Origin of the sequence: Tabrizicola sp. (genome assembly GCF_041919135.1) — a bacterium.
In the GTDB taxonomy this organism is placed as follows: Bacteria; Pseudomonadota; Alphaproteobacteria; order Rhodobacterales; family Rhodobacteraceae; genus Tabrizicola.
On sequence record NZ_JAYRUJ010000014.1, the window covers coordinates 83051 to 98189 of the forward strand.

At 61.9% G+C, this 15139-nt stretch carries 14 protein-coding genes and 2 pseudogenes; 3 read left to right on the plus strand and 13 right to left on the minus strand.

Annotation, left to right across the window (positions count from 1 at the left end):
* Window position 1: 1 nt before the first annotated feature.
* The 6 genes from trbK-alt to trbB are packed head-to-tail and all read right to left on the minus strand — an operon-like array spanning window position 2 to window position 5164.
* A complete protein-coding gene (gene trbK-alt, locus ACE3UA_RS12175) occupies window positions 2-268 on the minus strand; it encodes a putative entry exclusion protein TrbK-alt (protein WP_031623918.1) in 267 nt (88 codons plus the stop codon).
* A 14-nt stretch (window positions 269-282) separates the two neighbouring features.
* Window positions 283-1059, minus strand: a complete 777-nt coding sequence (gene trbJ, locus ACE3UA_RS12180) for a P-type conjugative transfer protein TrbJ (RefSeq protein WP_029074258.1) — start codon at window positions 1057-1059, stop codon at window positions 283-285.
* Window positions 1056-3548, minus strand: a complete 2493-nt coding sequence (gene trbE / locus ACE3UA_RS12185; RefSeq protein ID WP_029074259.1) for a conjugal transfer protein TrbE — start codon at window positions 3546-3548, stop codon at window positions 1056-1058. The genes trbJ and trbE overlap by 4 nt, the downstream gene beginning before the upstream one ends.
* 10 nt (window positions 3549-3558) lie before the next feature.
* A complete protein-coding gene (locus tag ACE3UA_RS12190; protein WP_029074260.1) occupies window positions 3559-3840 on the minus strand; it encodes a VirB3 family type IV secretion system protein in 282 nt (93 codons plus the stop codon).
* On the minus strand, window positions 3840-4172 hold the full coding sequence (locus tag ACE3UA_RS12195; protein WP_029074261.1) for a TrbC/VirB2 family protein: 333 nt from the start codon (window positions 4170-4172) through the stop codon (window positions 3840-3842). The genes ACE3UA_RS12190 and ACE3UA_RS12195 overlap by 1 nt, the downstream gene beginning before the upstream one ends.
* Complete coding sequence (gene trbB / locus ACE3UA_RS12200; protein WP_029074262.1) at window positions 4169-5164, minus strand: P-type conjugative transfer ATPase TrbB; 996 nt, start codon at window positions 5162-5164, stop codon at window positions 4169-4171. The genes ACE3UA_RS12195 and trbB overlap by 4 nt, the downstream gene beginning before the upstream one ends.
* Before the next feature lie 330 nt (window positions 5165-5494).
* Between trbB and ACE3UA_RS12205 the strand changes: the two genes are divergently transcribed.
* Window positions 5495-6265 (plus strand): alpha/beta fold hydrolase, encoded by a 771-nt coding sequence (locus ACE3UA_RS12205; protein WP_031623917.1) that lies wholly within the window; start codon window positions 5495-5497, stop codon window positions 6263-6265.
* 76 nt (window positions 6266-6341) lie between these two features.
* On the opposite strand, the gene ACE3UA_RS12210 is transcribed toward ACE3UA_RS12205, so the two are convergent.
* Window positions 6342-6815 carry a CopG family transcriptional regulator gene (locus ACE3UA_RS12210; protein ID WP_374645446.1) on the minus strand — a complete coding sequence of 158 codons (474 nt, stop codon included), beginning with the start codon at window positions 6813-6815 and terminating at the stop codon, window positions 6342-6344.
* Between the two features lie 10 nt (window positions 6816-6825).
* Complete coding sequence (locus ACE3UA_RS12215; RefSeq protein ID WP_271258272.1) at window positions 6826-8814, minus strand: conjugal transfer protein TraG; 1989 nt, start codon at window positions 8812-8814, stop codon at window positions 6826-6828.
* 269 nt (window positions 8815-9083) lie between these two features.
* Between ACE3UA_RS12215 and ACE3UA_RS12220 the strand changes: the two genes are divergently transcribed.
* Window positions 9084-9590, plus strand: a complete 507-nt coding sequence (locus ACE3UA_RS12220; protein ID WP_031623797.1) for a helix-turn-helix domain-containing protein — start codon at window positions 9084-9086, stop codon at window positions 9588-9590.
* 4 nt (window positions 9591-9594) lie between these two features.
* Window positions 9595-10857, plus strand: a complete 1263-nt coding sequence (gene fabF / locus ACE3UA_RS12225) for a beta-ketoacyl-ACP synthase II (RefSeq protein WP_084639837.1) — start codon at window positions 9595-9597, stop codon at window positions 10855-10857.
* Window positions 10858-10980: 123 nt separating this feature from the next.
* Here the strand turns inward: fabF and ACE3UA_RS12230 are convergent.
* From ACE3UA_RS12230 to rlmN, 5 genes and pseudogenes are all read right to left on the minus strand, one after another.
* Window positions 10981-11166 (minus strand): annotated as a pseudogene (locus tag ACE3UA_RS12230) (DUF3363 domain-containing protein); the annotation flags it as partial.
* Window positions 11103-12023 carry a LysR family transcriptional regulator gene (locus ACE3UA_RS12235; protein ID WP_239498451.1) on the minus strand — a complete coding sequence of 307 codons (921 nt, stop codon included), beginning with the start codon at window positions 12021-12023 and terminating at the stop codon, window positions 11103-11105. The pseudogene ACE3UA_RS12230 and the gene ACE3UA_RS12235, both read right to left, overlap by 64 nt.
* Window positions 12024-12070: 47 nt before the next feature.
* Window positions 12071-12904: pseudogene (cml, locus tag ACE3UA_RS12240) on the minus strand (CmlA/FloR family chloramphenicol efflux MFS transporter); the annotation flags it as partial.
* A 315-nt stretch (window positions 12905-13219) separates the two neighbouring features.
* Window positions 13220-14182, minus strand: coding sequence for a LysR family transcriptional regulator (locus tag ACE3UA_RS12245; protein WP_029074207.1), 963 nt, complete (start codon window positions 14180-14182; stop codon window positions 13220-13222).
* A 12-nt stretch (window positions 14183-14194) separates the two neighbouring features.
* Window positions 14195-15139, minus strand: a 945-nt coding sequence (gene rlmN / locus ACE3UA_RS12250) for a 23S rRNA (adenine(2503)-C(2))-methyltransferase RlmN (RefSeq protein WP_374645451.1), incomplete at its 5' end; no start/stop codon positions are given.

A 15139-nucleotide genomic window follows, 5' to 3' on the forward strand; every position in this document is an offset into this window, starting at 1 on the left:
GTCAGCGCGCCTCGCTGCGGTCACGGCCGAGGAAGCGGTCGCGGGATTCAGCCCATGCGGCGAGGCAGTCGGTGTCGCTCGCCGCCGCCTCGCCGAGTTGCTGGCAACGGCGCAGGGTTTCGCGCAGGGGATCGGCCGGGGGCTGGAGGGCCGATGCCGGCCGTGACGCGGAAGGCTCGTCCTTCCGCGTCATGTCGATTGCGGTCACTGTCAAGGCAATCGCAACGAACACCACGGCCCCGAGCCGGACCAGCATCTTGCCGTCCATGGCGAGCCTCCCGGTCAGTTGTTGCCGTTGTTGAACATCTGCGCGTTACCCGGCTGATAGCCGCTGCCGGGCGTCAGGAAACGCTCGCGCTGGATGCGGCCCTGTTCGGCGGCGGTCGCGCGCTCGGCTTCGGTCAGCGCGTCGGCGCGGCCGTTCGCCGAGATGACCGCGATCAGATCGGAAAGCTGCTGTGACTGGAGCGCGAGAAGCTGGTTGCCGGCCTGCGTGGCTTGCAGCGCGCCGGTCGCGCCTTGGCTCTGGCCGACAAGCGCGGCCATCTCGGCGCGGTTGCTGTCGATGTTGCCGACCGCACCCGCCTGCACGCGCATTGCGTCCTGCAAGCCGCCGACCGTGTTCTCCCACCGGCTGCGCGCATCGGCGACAAGCTGGGCGTCGGTCGTCGAAAGCGAGACGTTGCCGTATTGCTGTTGAAACGCTTGGTCGATCTGCCCGACCTCGAACGCGATGTTCTGCGCTTGGCTAAGAAGCTGCTGCGTCCGGCTCACGTTCTGCTGGAGCTGCTGGAGCGACGAATACGGCAGGCTCGCCAGATTGCGGGCCTGATTGATGAGCATCTGCGCCTCGTTCTGGAGGCTGGTGATCTGGTTGTTGATCTGCTCCAGCGTGCGCGCTGCCGTGAGCAGGTTTTGCGCGTAGTTGCTCGGGTCATAGACGATCCGGCCGAAACCGAATTGCGCATGGGCCGGGCTTGCCAGCATGGGCGACAGCGCGACGGGCACTGCGAGCGCCAGCGCGAGGGCCGAAGCCCCGACAAACTTGGGATAGGTCATGGAAGAATCTCCTGTGTGGGGTGGGTATCGAGCCGGGCCGGCGCGGCGGATTCCGGCCGGTCGGCAAGATTGGTGAGGTTGGGGATCAGCTCGGCCGCCCACTCGACGCCGCGCGCGCGTAGCCATGCGGCGAGGAAGCCGTCGCGGCCGTGTTCGGCGACGATCTGTGCAATGAGCGTCTGGTCGGATTTGGCGGATGCGGCGCAGAGCGCGAGGCCGATTTCGGACAGGCCAAGCTCGAACAGGCGATTGCCGCGCCTCGACTGGCAGTAGTAGTCGCGCTTGGGCGTGGCCCGTGCGAGGATTTCGATCTGCCGGTCATTCAACCCGAAACGCCGGTAAATCTCGGTAATCTGCGGCTCGATGGCGCGCTCGTTCGGCAGCAGAAGCCGCGTCGGGCAGCTCTCGATGATCGCGGGCGCGATGTTGCTGCCGTCAATGTCGGACAGGCTTTGCGTGGCGAAGATGACGCTGGCGTTCTTTTTGCGGAGCGTTTTCAGCCATTCGCGGAGCTGGCCGGCGAAACCCTCGTCGTCCAGCGCAAGCCAGCCTTCATCTATGATGAGAAGCGTCGGCCGCCCGTCGAGCCGGTCGCCGATGCGGTGGAACAGGTAGGACAGCACGGCCGGGGCCGCTCCAGTCCCGACAAGGCCCTCGATCTCGAACGCCTGCACATCCGCCGAGCCGAGATGTTCGGCTTCGGCGTCGAGCAGCCGGCCATAGGCACCGCCGACGCAGAACGGCCGGAGCGCCTGTTTCAGATCGTTGGATTGCAGCAGCACCGCAAGGCCGGTGATGGTGCGTTCCTCGACCGGGGCCGAGGCCAGCGAAGTCAGCGCCGTCCAAAGATACTCTTTGACCTCGGGCGTGATGGCGATGCCTTCCCGCATGAGGATGGCGGCGATCCAGTCCGCCGCCCATGCGCGTTCATAGGTGTCGTGGATGCGGGCGAGCGGCTGGAGCGAGACGGACGCCTCGGCCCCTTCTGTCAGCCCGCCACCAAGGTCGTGCCAGTCGCCGCCCATGGCGAGCGCGGCGGCGCGGATGCTGCCGCCGAAGTCGAAGGCGAAGACCTGCGATCCGGCGTAGCGCCGGAACTGCAAGGCCATAAGGGCGAGCAGCACGCTCTTGCCCGCGCCCGTGGGGCCGACGACAAGGGTGTGCCCTACGTCGCCGACATGCAAAGACAACCGGAACGGGGTTGAGCCTTCGGTCTTTCCAAAGAGCAGAGGGGGCGCACCGAAATGCTCGTCCCGTTCCGGCCCCGCCCACACCGCCGACAGCGGGATCATGTGGGCGAGATTCAATGTGCTGATGGGCGGCTGGCGGACATTGGCGTAGGCGTGTCCGGGCAGGCTGCCGAGCCATGCGTCAACCGCGTTGACGCTCTCGGGCATGGCGGTGAAGTCGCGCCCCTGAACGATCTTCTCGACCAGGCGCAGCTTCTCGTCGGCTAGGCGCGGGTCGGCATCCCATACGGTGACGGTGGCCGTGACATAGGCCATGCCCGCCACGTCCGCGCCGAGTTCCTGCAAGGCCATGTCGGCGTCGAGCGCCTTGTTGGCCGCGTCGGTGTCCACCAGCGCGGACGCCTCGTTGGTCATCACCTCTTTCAAGATCGCGGCGATGCTCTTGCGCTTCGCAAACCATTGGCGGCGGATGCGGGTCAGCAGCCGCGTCGCGTCGGTCTTGTCGAGCAGGATCGCGCGCGTGCTCCACCTGTAGGGGAACGGCAGGCGGTTCATTTCGTCGAGCAGGCCCGGCGTCGTCGCGGTCGGGAATCCCACGATGGTCAGCACGCGCAGATGCTTGGTCCCAAGGCGCGGCTCCAGCCCGCCGGTCAAGGGCTGGTCGGCGAGCAGCGCATCGAGGTGCATGGGCACCTCGGGCACGCGCACGCGATGCCGGTTGGTCGAGATGGTGGAGTGGAGATAGGTCAGCGTCGCGCCATCATCCATCCAACGGCACTCGGGCATGAAGCCGTCGAGCAAAGCCAACACGCGGTCGGTGCGGTCGATGAAGCCGCGCAGCAGCTCCCACGGGTCCACGCCGGTTTTCTCGCGGCCCTCGTAGAGCCATGTTTCGGCGCGGGCGGCTTCCTCGGCCGGGGGCAGCCAGAGGAAGGTCAGGAAATAGCCCGACACGAAATGCGTGCCTGCTTCCTCGAACCCGGCTTTGCGCTCGGCATCGACCAGCGCCGATGCCGCATCGGGAAAGGTGCTGTCGGGATAGGTCGCGGCCTCGCTGCGCTGCGCCTCAACAAAGATGCTCCAGCCGGAGCCGAGGCGGCGCACGGCGTTATTGATGCGGCCGGCGACGGCGACCAGCTCGGCCGCGACGGCGGAATCCAGATCGGGACCGCGAAACTTCGCGGTCCTCTGAAAACTGCCGTCCTTGTTCAAGACGACGCCGGAGCCGAGCAATGCGGCCCATGGCAAATAGTCGGCGAGCCGGGCGGCGGTGCGGCGATATTCGGAAAGGTTCATCATGGCCGCGCCCTCACACCGCCAGATGGCCGGGGACGCGCAGATGCCTACGCCCGACCTCGACGAATTGGGGATCGCGCTTCGCCGCCCATACGGCTGCGAAATGGCCGATTGCCCAAATGGCGATGCCGACCAGCCAGAGGCGCAAACCGAGGCCCACGGCTCCGGCCAGCGTTCCGTTCATGATGGCGATGGAGCGCGGTGCGCCGCCGAGCAAAATATGCTCGGTCAGCGCCCGGTGGACCGGGACCGTGAAGCCCGGCACCGCGTCGAGCAGTTCGAGGCCGCCCGCCATCAAACGAGCGCCCCGCCGCCGAACGAGAAGAAAGACAGGAAGAAGCTCGATGCGGCGAACGCGATGGACAGGCCGAAAACGATCTGGATCAGGCGACGGAAGCCGCCGCTGGTATCGCCGAACGCGAGGGTCAGGCCCGTCACGATGATGATGATGACGGCGATGATCTTGGCGACCGGCCCCTCGATGGACTGGAGGATTTGCTGCAAGGGCTGTTCCCATGGCATCGACGAACCGGACGCATGGGCGGCCGGGGCAAGCATGAGGCTGATGGCAAGGGCAGATGCGGCGGTCGTGGCGAAGCGATAGCCGCGCGTAAGGGTGCGGATCATGAAGATTCTCCTGTGCTGGTGGGGATTGCCGAAGGGATGGGATGCGTGATGCGGTAGTCGCCGTCCGGCCCCAGCCCCTCGACGCGGGCAAGCTCGGCCAGCCGGCGCGCGGAACCGCGCCCGGAAAGGACGGCAACAAGGTCGATAGTCTCGGCGATCAGCGCACGCGGGACCGTGACGACAGCCTCTTGGATGAGCTGTTCAAGGCGACGAAGCGCGCCGATGCCGGTGCCGGCGTGAATGGTGCCGATCCCGCCGGGATGGCCCGTGCCCCATGCTTTGAGCAGGTCGAGGGCTTCCGATCCGCGCACCTCCCCAATCGGGATGCGGTCGGGGCGCAGGCGCAGCGAGGACCGCACAAGGTCCGACAGGCTGGCGACGCCATCCTTGGTGCGCAGCGCCACCAGATTGGGCGCGGCACATTGCAGCTCGCGGGTGTCTTCGATGATGACGACACGATCCGCGCCCTTGGCGACCTCCGCCAAAAGGGCATTGGTGAGCGTGGTCTTGCCGGTGGAAGTGCCGCCCGCCACCAAGATATTGGCGCGGGCTGCGACGGCTTCGCGCAGCGTTTCCGCCTGATCGGCAGACATGATGCCGGCGGCCACATAGTCGTCGAGCGTGAACACCGCGACGGCAGGTTTACGGATGGCGAAGGCCGGCGCGGCGACCACGGGCGGCAAAAGGCCCTCGAACCGTTCCCCGCTCTCGGGCAGCTCTGCCGAGACGCGGGGGCTGCGGGCATGAACCTCTGCGCCGACATGATGCGCGACCAGCCGCACGATGCGTTCGCCATCGGCGGCGGACAGGCGTTCGCCCGTGTCGGAAAGCCCTTCGGACAGCCGGTCCACCCAAAGGCGACCGTCCGGGTTCAACATTACCTCGACCACGGCCGGGTCTTCGAGCAGCCGGGCAATGGCGGGGCCGAGCGCGGTGCGCAACATGCGCGCGCCGCGCTGGATCGCTTCCTGTCTGTGGTGGTTGGTGGTCATGTCGGCCCCGGCTTCTGGCGGGGCGCAACAGGCGGTCCCCGGATCGGGGTCGATTAAGAAAGCCCGGAATTGGGCCGGTTCAACAAGTATCTAAGCGGCGGCGGCAATCGGCGGCCATCGGCGGTAAATAGGACGGGTCCGAATACTTATTCTTGATCGCCGTTGCTCTCGGATTCGTCCGGCAACGGATCGTCGGGAAGTGAGTCGAGGTCGCGCGACAGCTCTTTGAGGAACCTGTCGCCGGTCGCCAGACGCCGGCCGAGATTCTGCTGCCTTTCCACCTCTCCTTTTTGCTACCGAAGTTGCGATCAGGCTTGTCGCACGTTATTGATGGTCATGCCCTATGTTAAAAATGACGACGTTCTCGTGAGGTATGAGACGTTTGGTGATGAAACGAACCTGCCTCTTGTCCTGATCTTTGGCATCAGCATGACCTGTGAGGACTGGTTAGAACTTGGCTACATCTCAGGATTGGCTAAGGAATTTCATGTCGTATGTGTCGAACCTCGCGGGCACGGGCTAAGCACATGCCCCACGAATTCGTCCTCTTACGCATTGCCCAAAATGGCTTCTGACATTGAAACGGTAATCAACACCCTAGATCTAGTAAATCCATTAGTCTGGGGATACTCGCTCGGCGCAAAAATAGCGCTCGCTGCCGCCGTTCAAAATCCAGAGGCTTATCGAGGATTGATTCTTGGGGGGTTCGAGCTTCACTCTGAAGTCGATTTGGCGACAGATATGGTTGCCGAAACATTTTCCAGTGGAGCACAAGCTTGGCTTGCTGTTTGGATGCAAATGTTCGATGTGCCGGACGGCATGGCCACCCGTCTTGCTCGCGTCAACACCAACGCACTTCATGCATTACGCACCGCTGAAGCTGAATGGCCGCCCTTGGGTGCGGCTTCTGAGTCGTTCACTGCGCCAGTTTTACTTTATGCAGGCGAAAAGTGCTTTTTTCGGAATGCAACAGCCGCCGCCGTCGCACATTTCCCATCAGCACGGTATCTCGAACGCCCTGGGCGAAATCACTTTGATCTGATGCCTGATAGCGCGTGGATAACCGGAGAGGTAGTTCAGCAATTCGGAAGCTCTAGATAACATTGATGCGTTGACGGAGAGAAGTAGGCGAACCTAGCGCCGCGCATAGCGACTATAGTCGGTGCAATAATCTTCATCAGCGCTCCTGCGTTGGATGATTGTTCAACCCCGGAAGACCTTCTTCAGGCCCAACATCTCTCGTAATCTCCTTCAAGAACCTGTCGCCCGTCGCCAGACGCCGGCCGAGATTCTGCATGAATCCTTCAAACCGTTCCGCACCTTTCGCGCGGGCAGCAGATTGCGCGGCTCCTGAAAGCGGCGGCGTGAGGGTCATCCAGAAATGGATGAACTGCGCGACCGTCTCGCCGAGGACGGCGAGATCTAGGTCGAGCGTGTCGATCTGGCGGCCGAGTTTATCCAAGCGGCGAGACATGGCGGCTTCAAGCTGGTCGTCGGCATCGCCGGACAGGTAGGACATGACCGCCGCCTCCACGATGGCGGATTTCGAGACATTGCGGCGCAGCGCCGCCGAGCGGCGCAGCGCCATCGCCTCGATCTGCGGGATGAGCGCTGGGTCGAAATAGAGATTCAGGCGGGTGCGTGTGGTCATAGGCGTGTCCTCAAAGCTCGATTCCATCATCGGGGTTCATCGCCACCTGCCGCGCCACCATCCTCATGCGCTGGCGGATAGTGCGGGCCTTGGCCGCGTCAACATCCGGCTCGTCGTCCAGAATGTCGAACTCCTGTTCGGGGGATGGCGGCGGGGTGACGATTTCCTCATGCTCGGGCAATTCCGGCTCGCGGCGAATGCCGGCGTTGGCCGGATCGCCCTCGGTCGCATCTGCGGCGACCGTTGCGGAACGGCTTCCCGCCGCGACCACGCGGCCGGACCAGTCATCGGCGGATGGGCTGGGCGCCAGCGGAGCGGCGACCAGATCGGGCGGGGTCAGGATGCGTTCCTGAAACCGCGCATCCTCGAAATAGCGGGCCTTGGTTGCGCGGATCGGCGGCGTGCCCGCGACCATGACGATTTCGTCGGTTGGCGGAAGCTGCATGATCTCGCCCGGCGTGAGCAGCGGCCGAGCCGTCTCCTGCCGTGAAACCATCAAGTGACCTAACCACGGTGCAAGGCGATGGCCGGCGTAGTTGGTGGAATCGCGCAACTCGGTCGCGGTGCCAAGCGCGTCGCTCACCCGCTTGGCCGTCCGCTCGTCATTCGTGGCGAAGCTGACGCGGACGTGGCAGTTGTCGAGGATGGCGTTGTTCGGCCCATAGGCGCGCTCGATCTGGTTGAGGCTCTGCGCGATCAGGAAGCCTTTGATTCCATACCCCGCCATGAAGGCGAGCGCCGATTCAAAGAAGTCGAGCCGGCCGAGCGCCGGAAACTCGTCCAGCATCAACAGCAGGCGATGGCGCTTGCCGGAGGTGGTCAGTTCCTCGGTCAACCGCCTGCCGATCTGGTTGAGGATCAGGCGGATAAGCGGCTTGGTGCGGTTTATGTCGGACGGCGGCACGACCAGATAGAGCGTGACGGGCCGGCGGCTGCCGACCAGATCGGCAATGCGCCAGTCGCATCGTGCCGTCACCTGCGCCACCACGGGATCGCGGTAGAGGCCGAGAAATGACATGGCTGTGGAAAGGACGCCGCTGCGCTCGTTCTCGCTCTTGTTCAGCAGCTCGCGGGCCGACGACGCGATGACGGGATGAACGCCAGCCTCGCCGAGATGCGGCGTATCCATCATGGCGCGCAAGGTCGCCTCGACCGGGCGACGCGGATCGGACAGGAAGTTGGCAACGCCCGCCAAGGTCTTGTCCTTCTCCGCATAGAGGATATGCAGGATCGCGCCGACCAGCAGCGAATGACTGGTCTTTTCCCAATGGTTCCTTTTGTCCAAGCTGCCTTCGGGATCGACCAGAATATCCGCGATGTTCTGCACGTCGCGGACTTCCCATTCCCCTTGCCGGACCTCCAGCAGCGGGTTGTAGGCCGACGATCTGGCGTTGGTTGGATCGAACAGCAGCACGCGGCCATGCTTCGCGCGGAAGCCCGCTGTCAGCGTCCAGTTTTCGCCTTTTATGTCGTGGACGATGGCGGATGCGGACCATGTCAGCAGCGTCGGCACCACCAGCCCGACACCTTTGCCGCTGCGCGTCGGGGCGAAGCATAGGACATGCTCCGGGCCATCATGGCGCAGGTAGTCCCGGTTGTATCGGCCGAGCAGGACGCCATCGGGACCGAGCAGGCCGGCGGTGCGGATTTCCCTATCCTCTGCCCATCGCGCCGAACCATAGGTGGCGACGTTGCGCGCCTCCCGTGCCCGGATGATCGACATGAGGATGGCGGCGGCGATGGCGAGGAAACCGCCCGATACGGCGATGATGCCGCCCTCGACGAAGATCGCGGGCGCGTAGGCGTCGAACGAAAACCACCACCAAAAGAAGGCCGGCGGATAATAGACCGGCAGGCCAACCAGCTCGAACCACGGATTGCCAAGCTGGGGCTGGAAGCCGAGACGAAACGCTACCCATTGCGTCGCCGCCCACGTCATCACCAAGACGATGGTGAAGACTACGGCGATCTGACTCCAAAGGATTCGGCCTCCGCGCAATGCAGGCTCCAGTCGGCAAAAGAGACGGAGCCGATCAGAGAGTAGGCAAAATCGGGACAGGCAACAGGAAAGCGGATGCGAGAGGGCTGCCGGATACTATCGGCGGCAAATAGGACGGGTTGCATTCACCGCCATCCGGCCGGGTGATCGCCGCTGCTCAACTGGTCGGGCGAATCGCCGCAATGGATGCCTCGGATAGCCCTCGCGTCATGTCGCCGCTGTCACATAGGTAACTTGCATAATGGAAGTAACGCCATTATGGATGTGCCATGCAACGAACAAGCTTTCTATCATCCGAATGTCCCGCAGCCCGAGCGCTGGAAAGCGTCGGTGACTGGTGGAGCATCCTGATCCTGCGGGACGCCTTCCAAGGGTTGAGCAAATTCGATGAATTCGAGAAGAATCTCGGTATTTCCACGAACATTTTGGCGAGGCGATTGAAACATCTCACAGCCGAAGGGTTGTTTGAAAGGCAACGATACAATGATCATCCGCCTCGATTTGAATACGTCCTTACCGACAAGGGGCGAGATTTCTATCCGGTAGCAATCGCCCTGTTCGCATGGGGAAACCGGAATCTTGCGCCCAATGAAATAGCCATGCGCCTTGGCGACAGGGAAACCGGTAGGGAACGAAACGCCATCATAGTCGATGCGGATACTGGAGAAAAAATCACTCCTGAAAACACGGTTCTTCTAGCAGGCCCAGCGGCGACGGAAGAAACGATGCGCGTCATAAACCGTGTGAAGCGGGTAAACTCAGAAAAAGCGGAATAATCAAATGCGTCGAATTGTTATAACCGGCATGGGTCTGGTGGGCCCTCTTGGTTCCGGGACCGAAACAAGCTGGAAAAGGCTCTTGGAAGGAAAATCAGGAATTAGGAGTTTGCCCGATGAAATCTCCAGCGACCTGCCGGTGAAAATCGGAGGACTCGTTCCCAGCCTGATTGAAGATTCCGAAGCCGGTTTCGATCCCGATGTGATCGTTGACACAAAGGATCAACGAAAAATGGATCGCTTCATTCTGTTCGCACTAGCGGCCGCGATGGAGGCTCTTGAAACGGCGGGATGGCATCCTACGTGCGACTACGAACGTGAGCGCACGGCGACAATTATTGCCTCTGGTATAGGCGGATTTCCTGCAATTGCTTCAGCAGTTCGTATAACGGATACACGGGGAGCACGGAGGCTATCACCCTTTACCGTGCCATCGTTTCTGGCCAATCTCGCGGCAGGACATGTTACCATCAGGCATGGATTTACAGGTCCTATTGGCACGCCTGTAACCGCCTGCGCTGCCAGCGTTCAAGCCATCGGCGACGCCGCGCGGCTGATACGCTCTAACGAGGCCGACATCGCTCTGTGCGGCGGGGCAGAAGCATGCATTGATAAGGTTAGTCTTGGGGCATTTGCTGCCGCGCGAGCACTATCCACCGGCTACAATACTACCCCGGAACTGGCGTCGAGGCCGTTCGACACCGGGCGCGATGGTTTCGTAATGTCTGAAGGGGCGGGTCTGATCGTCATAGAGGAATTAGAACATGCCCTCGCTCGGGGTGCCAAGCCCATAGCGGAATTGGTGGGATACGGCACAAGCGCCGATGCACATCATATGACTGCCGGTCCAGATGACGGCCGAGGCGCGGCCCGTGCGATGGGAATTGCACTCCACAGTGCTGGGTTGAAACCAATCGATATTCAACATTTGAACGCACATTCCACCTCCACCCCCGTAGGAGATCGAGGAGAAATTGCCGCGATACAATCCGTGTTCGGCAATCATGATGTGGTCGTAAGCGCCACGAAATCGGCTACGGGGCACCTACTTGGTGCCGCAGGCGGTATTGAGGCAATCTTCACGGTGCTCGCTTTGCGCGATCAAATTGCTCCCCCAACGAGAAATTTAGAAACCCCCGATCCTGTTGCCGCTGGTATCGACCTCGTTCGCCAATCTGCGCGGCCCATTCTCATGGAACATGCCATTTCCAACGGATTCGGCTTTGGCGGTGTTAATGCAAGTGTCGCTTTCCGGCGATGGCAGTAACAGTCCCGGACTGTGCTTCCGCAAACACTTCGGTTCGCTACGCAACGATGGTCAGATAACGCTTTTGAGAGGAAGGTCGAATAGAGCATTGATCCTATAGCGCCGGTCCTATCTGCCCGCGCAGACCTCGCTGCTGAGCTGGCGGTTGATGACCGGCCGCCACGGGACAAGGGTGCATTTATGGCTCTTTTCAACCACAGCGAACTGGCTGCTGGATAATTGTACGGTGCCGTTGGACTTGTCGCTCACGCCTTCGCTATCCGTGGTAGTATCGAACGGTAGTCCGTGCAGACCTTCCGGCCCATGTCGTTGGCGAGGCTGAGCAGGTTGCGAAGCGCCGCGCTGCGATTGGACGGCGACCAGACAGCCGAGAAGGCGACCGGCTCCGGCTCGTCGGTGAAGGGCAAAAAGACAATGCCGTTTGTCGGCAACAGCGCCGTGGCCGCGCCGACGATGGTGATGCCAAAGCCCTGTCCGACCAAAGACAAAAGGGTGCCACGCCCCACGTCGAAGCGCAGGATCGACGGCGCAGGCCAGCGCTCGGCATGGCGTAGCACGATATGGCTATGAACCTGCGGTCCAGTGCCGCCATGCCGGACAAGGAACGTCTCGCCTGCCAAATCGGGCCATGTGACGGCTGACCGCTTGGCGAGCGGATGCCGTTCCGGTAGCACCGCCAAGAGCGGTTCGGTCCATGTGCGACGGGAATGGCAGTCGGGTGGTTGGGGCGTGCCCGCGACGAACGCCACGTCCAACCTGCCGGCGCGAAGCTGCACCACCGCTTCACGGGCCGGGCCTTCGGCGATCTCGACTTCAACATCGGGGTAATCCTTGCGGTATTGGCCGATCAGCTTTGCGAGGAAGCTATGCGGAATCAGGGCATGGATACCGATACGAAGCCGGCCGCTTTCTCCGGCTGCCGCCATGCCGGCGGTTTTCACCGCATGGTCGAGTTGGTCAATACCTACGGCTATCCGCTCGACGAAATGGCGTCCGGCCTCGGTCAGCCGAACGCCGCGCGCATGACGCTCGAACAAGAGGATGCCGAGGTCTTCTTCCAGTGCCTTCACGCGGGCGCTGACGCTGGACTGTGCAACGCCGAGCGCGTTGGCGGCGTGACGGAAGTTGAGATATTCGGCGACAGCGAGAGTGTGAACTAAGGTCATCATTGGCACTCGCCCCGAAAGGAGATGATTGCTCAACAGATTTAATCCGCGATGCCCCATCTGGTGACAAAGGACTTCGCGAAACGAGTTGTCACGATCATTACAAGCGCGACAGTGGCGAAGGCAAAGCTGAATCCGATCTCGGAATATTCCGCTTGGCCTATGAGCACACGGGGAGCCGTCGAGAAGAAGACGAAGAAGGTGCCCATACCGGCGCTAAAGCCGATGGTGTAAACCCAAAAAGCCGGACTCGCGAAGATCGGCAAAACAGATCGGCGCGTCTTCGCTTGATCCAGAGGGCGGGTTTCGTGCCACCTGAAACCCGCATTTAGGAGTGCGAGCATCGCCAGTATAGCCAAAGCAATGAATATCGCCTGCCATCCCAAGAACTCGCCGATCAACGCTCCGGCGATAGGGCCGAGCGCAGGTACGAACGCCAGCATCGAACTGAAAAGGCCGTAGATGACGACACCCTCAGGACGACTGGCATAAACGTCGCGAACCGTCGCGAACGTCGCCACCAGCATGGCCGACGCGCCGACTGCTTGAAGCAGACGGAAAGCGACAAAGGCTGGTGCAGTTGAAGACCAAGCTGCTCCCAGAGACGCAATGACGAAAGCCGTTGCGCCCGCAAGTAGAATTGGCCGTCGCCCGATGCGGTCTGAGAGCGGACCAAAAATCACCTGGCCCACACCGAGCATCACAATATAGAGGCTCAACGTGAGTTGGATCATGGCGGGCGTCGTGTTCAGGATGCCGGGCATCGCTGGAACGACGGGGAGATAAATATCCATCGCCAGTGAAGCGAGGATGTCGAAGGGAGCCATCAGCAGTAGGGCTGCCGGCAGCGTATAGGCCCATGCAGGGCGTGTGATGGTCATGATAAGTCAACCGCTCGATTAAGAAATCTCGGGCGGCGTCTGCACATCAGCAATCACATGGGATTGGTCTCACAGAGCGCCGCAACAACAATTTTGCTGTTGCGGCTTACTTGTCTGCTGACTTTGGATTTCCCATGCTGACCACTCCACGATCACAAATTTGACTAGCTATCACTTATACGATCAGCTGTTGCCTCGCAATGCCGTATCGCTGGCTCGTAGCCACCCAATCCCCCGCTGTTGACGTTCCCGTCATTCTTGGCCGTATGAAACCCCTATGCCTTGCTTTGGCGGTTGGCTGGAACGGGCAGAGGTTCAGTCGACGCGGATCAGCCGACCCATTTCTTTTGCGAGAGAGAGCAGATCACGGAGCGCGGCGCTTCGATTGAACGGCGACCAGACGGCGGTAAAGGCAACCGGCTCTGGCTCATCGGCGAAAGGCAGGAAGGTGATGCCGGCAGTCGGCAGCAGTGCCGTCGCTGCCCCGACGATGGTAATGCCGAATCCCTGTCCGACCATGGATAGTAGCGTGCCACGTCCTACGTCGAAGCGCAGTATCGAAGGCGCGGGCCAGCGCCCGGCAAGGCGCAGCACGATATGGTCATGAACCTGCGGGCCAGTGCCACCATAGCGGACAAGGAAGGTTTCGCCGACCAGATCGGCCCAAGTGATTGCCGGCTGCCCGGCAAGACGATGCCTATCCGGTAGCACCGCTACCAGCGATTCAGTCCAGACCGGCCGTGTATGGCAGTCGGGCAGCTCTGGTGTGCCAGCGACGAACGCCACGTCCAGCCGGTCGGCACGAAGCTGCATGACCGCATCGCGGGCCGTGCCTTCGGTGATTTCGACCTCGATGCCGGGATGGTTTTCCCGATACTGCCCGATCAGATCGGCGAGGAAGCTGCGCGGAATCAAGGCATGGACGCCGATGCGCAGGCGGCCCCATTCCCCCGTCGCCGCCATGCCTGCGGTCTTCACCGCATGGTCGAGTTGATCGACGCCGGCTGCGATCCGCTCGACGAAGTGGCGTCCGGCTTCGGTCAACCGAACGCCACGCGCACGACGCTCGAACAGGAGGATGCCAAGGTCTTCTTCCAGCGCCTTCACGCGGGCGCTGACGCTGGATTGTGCAACCCCGAGTGCGTTCGCTGCGTGGCGGAAGTTGAGATATTCAGCGACCGCAAGCGTCTGGATCAGCGACAAGAGAGGTATGCGCGACCCGAGCAGCGTTTCACTTGATCGGAAGGCATCGTTCGCATGTCTTTTCGAACGCCGCATCCTAAGCTCCCGCTAGGCGGCCTTTTTTGTGGCTCCGCGTTTTTCGACCGGGATTCCGCGCAGATCGCGCAACCAGAGCTGACCGCATGCCGCCGAAATATCCCGCCCCTGTGTATCCCGCACCACGACCGGCACACCGGCGCGATCCAGCACTTCACGGAAAAGTCCGAGGCTGCGGTCGCCGGTTCGATCAAGCGCGATGCCATCGACAGGATTCCAGCGCATAAGGTTCACACGCGCCCTTCGCTTGTTCATGAGACCGGCAAGCCGTTTCGCATCAGCAAGCGTGTCGTTGATGCCGGGGAGGACCAGATAGACAAAGGTGACGATCCGGTTGTGCCGTTCCGCCCATGACGAAGCGCGCGCGATGACCTCCTTGATGTCGTGCTTACGCGATCCGGGGATGAGACGGTCGCGAACTTCCTGCGTCGTCGCATGCAGCGATATAGTCAGATTGATCGCCAGATGCTCTTCTCGCAATTGCGCTAGAGCCTTCGGTATGCCGATGGTCGAAAGCGTGATTCCCGTGGTGGGAAAATTCATCCCTCGCCGGTCGCGCAGGATACGAATCGCCTTCATCACCTGCTCGTAGTTGTTCAAAGGCTCGCCGATGCCCATGAACACGATCCGGTTGACCTTCGGCCCGAGTTGAACGACCTGTTCGACAATCTCGCCCGCCGAAAGGTTGCGCTTGAGGCCGGCTTGGCCGGAAGCGCAGAACTGGCAGGCGAAGGCACATCCAACCTGTGACGAAATACAGGCGGTGTGTCCGTCGTGACGACGGATCAGAACGCTTTCAACGGCATAACCGTCATGAAGGCCGAAAAGCACCTTCTGCGACCGACCGCCGCGCTCATGCGTGATTTTGCGAAGGCTCCGCAACTGGACGCCCCGAGCCTCTGACCAGTTCCGCAAGGCGCGCGGCAGGTCCATGTGTGGGCAGAACAGGTCGCGATA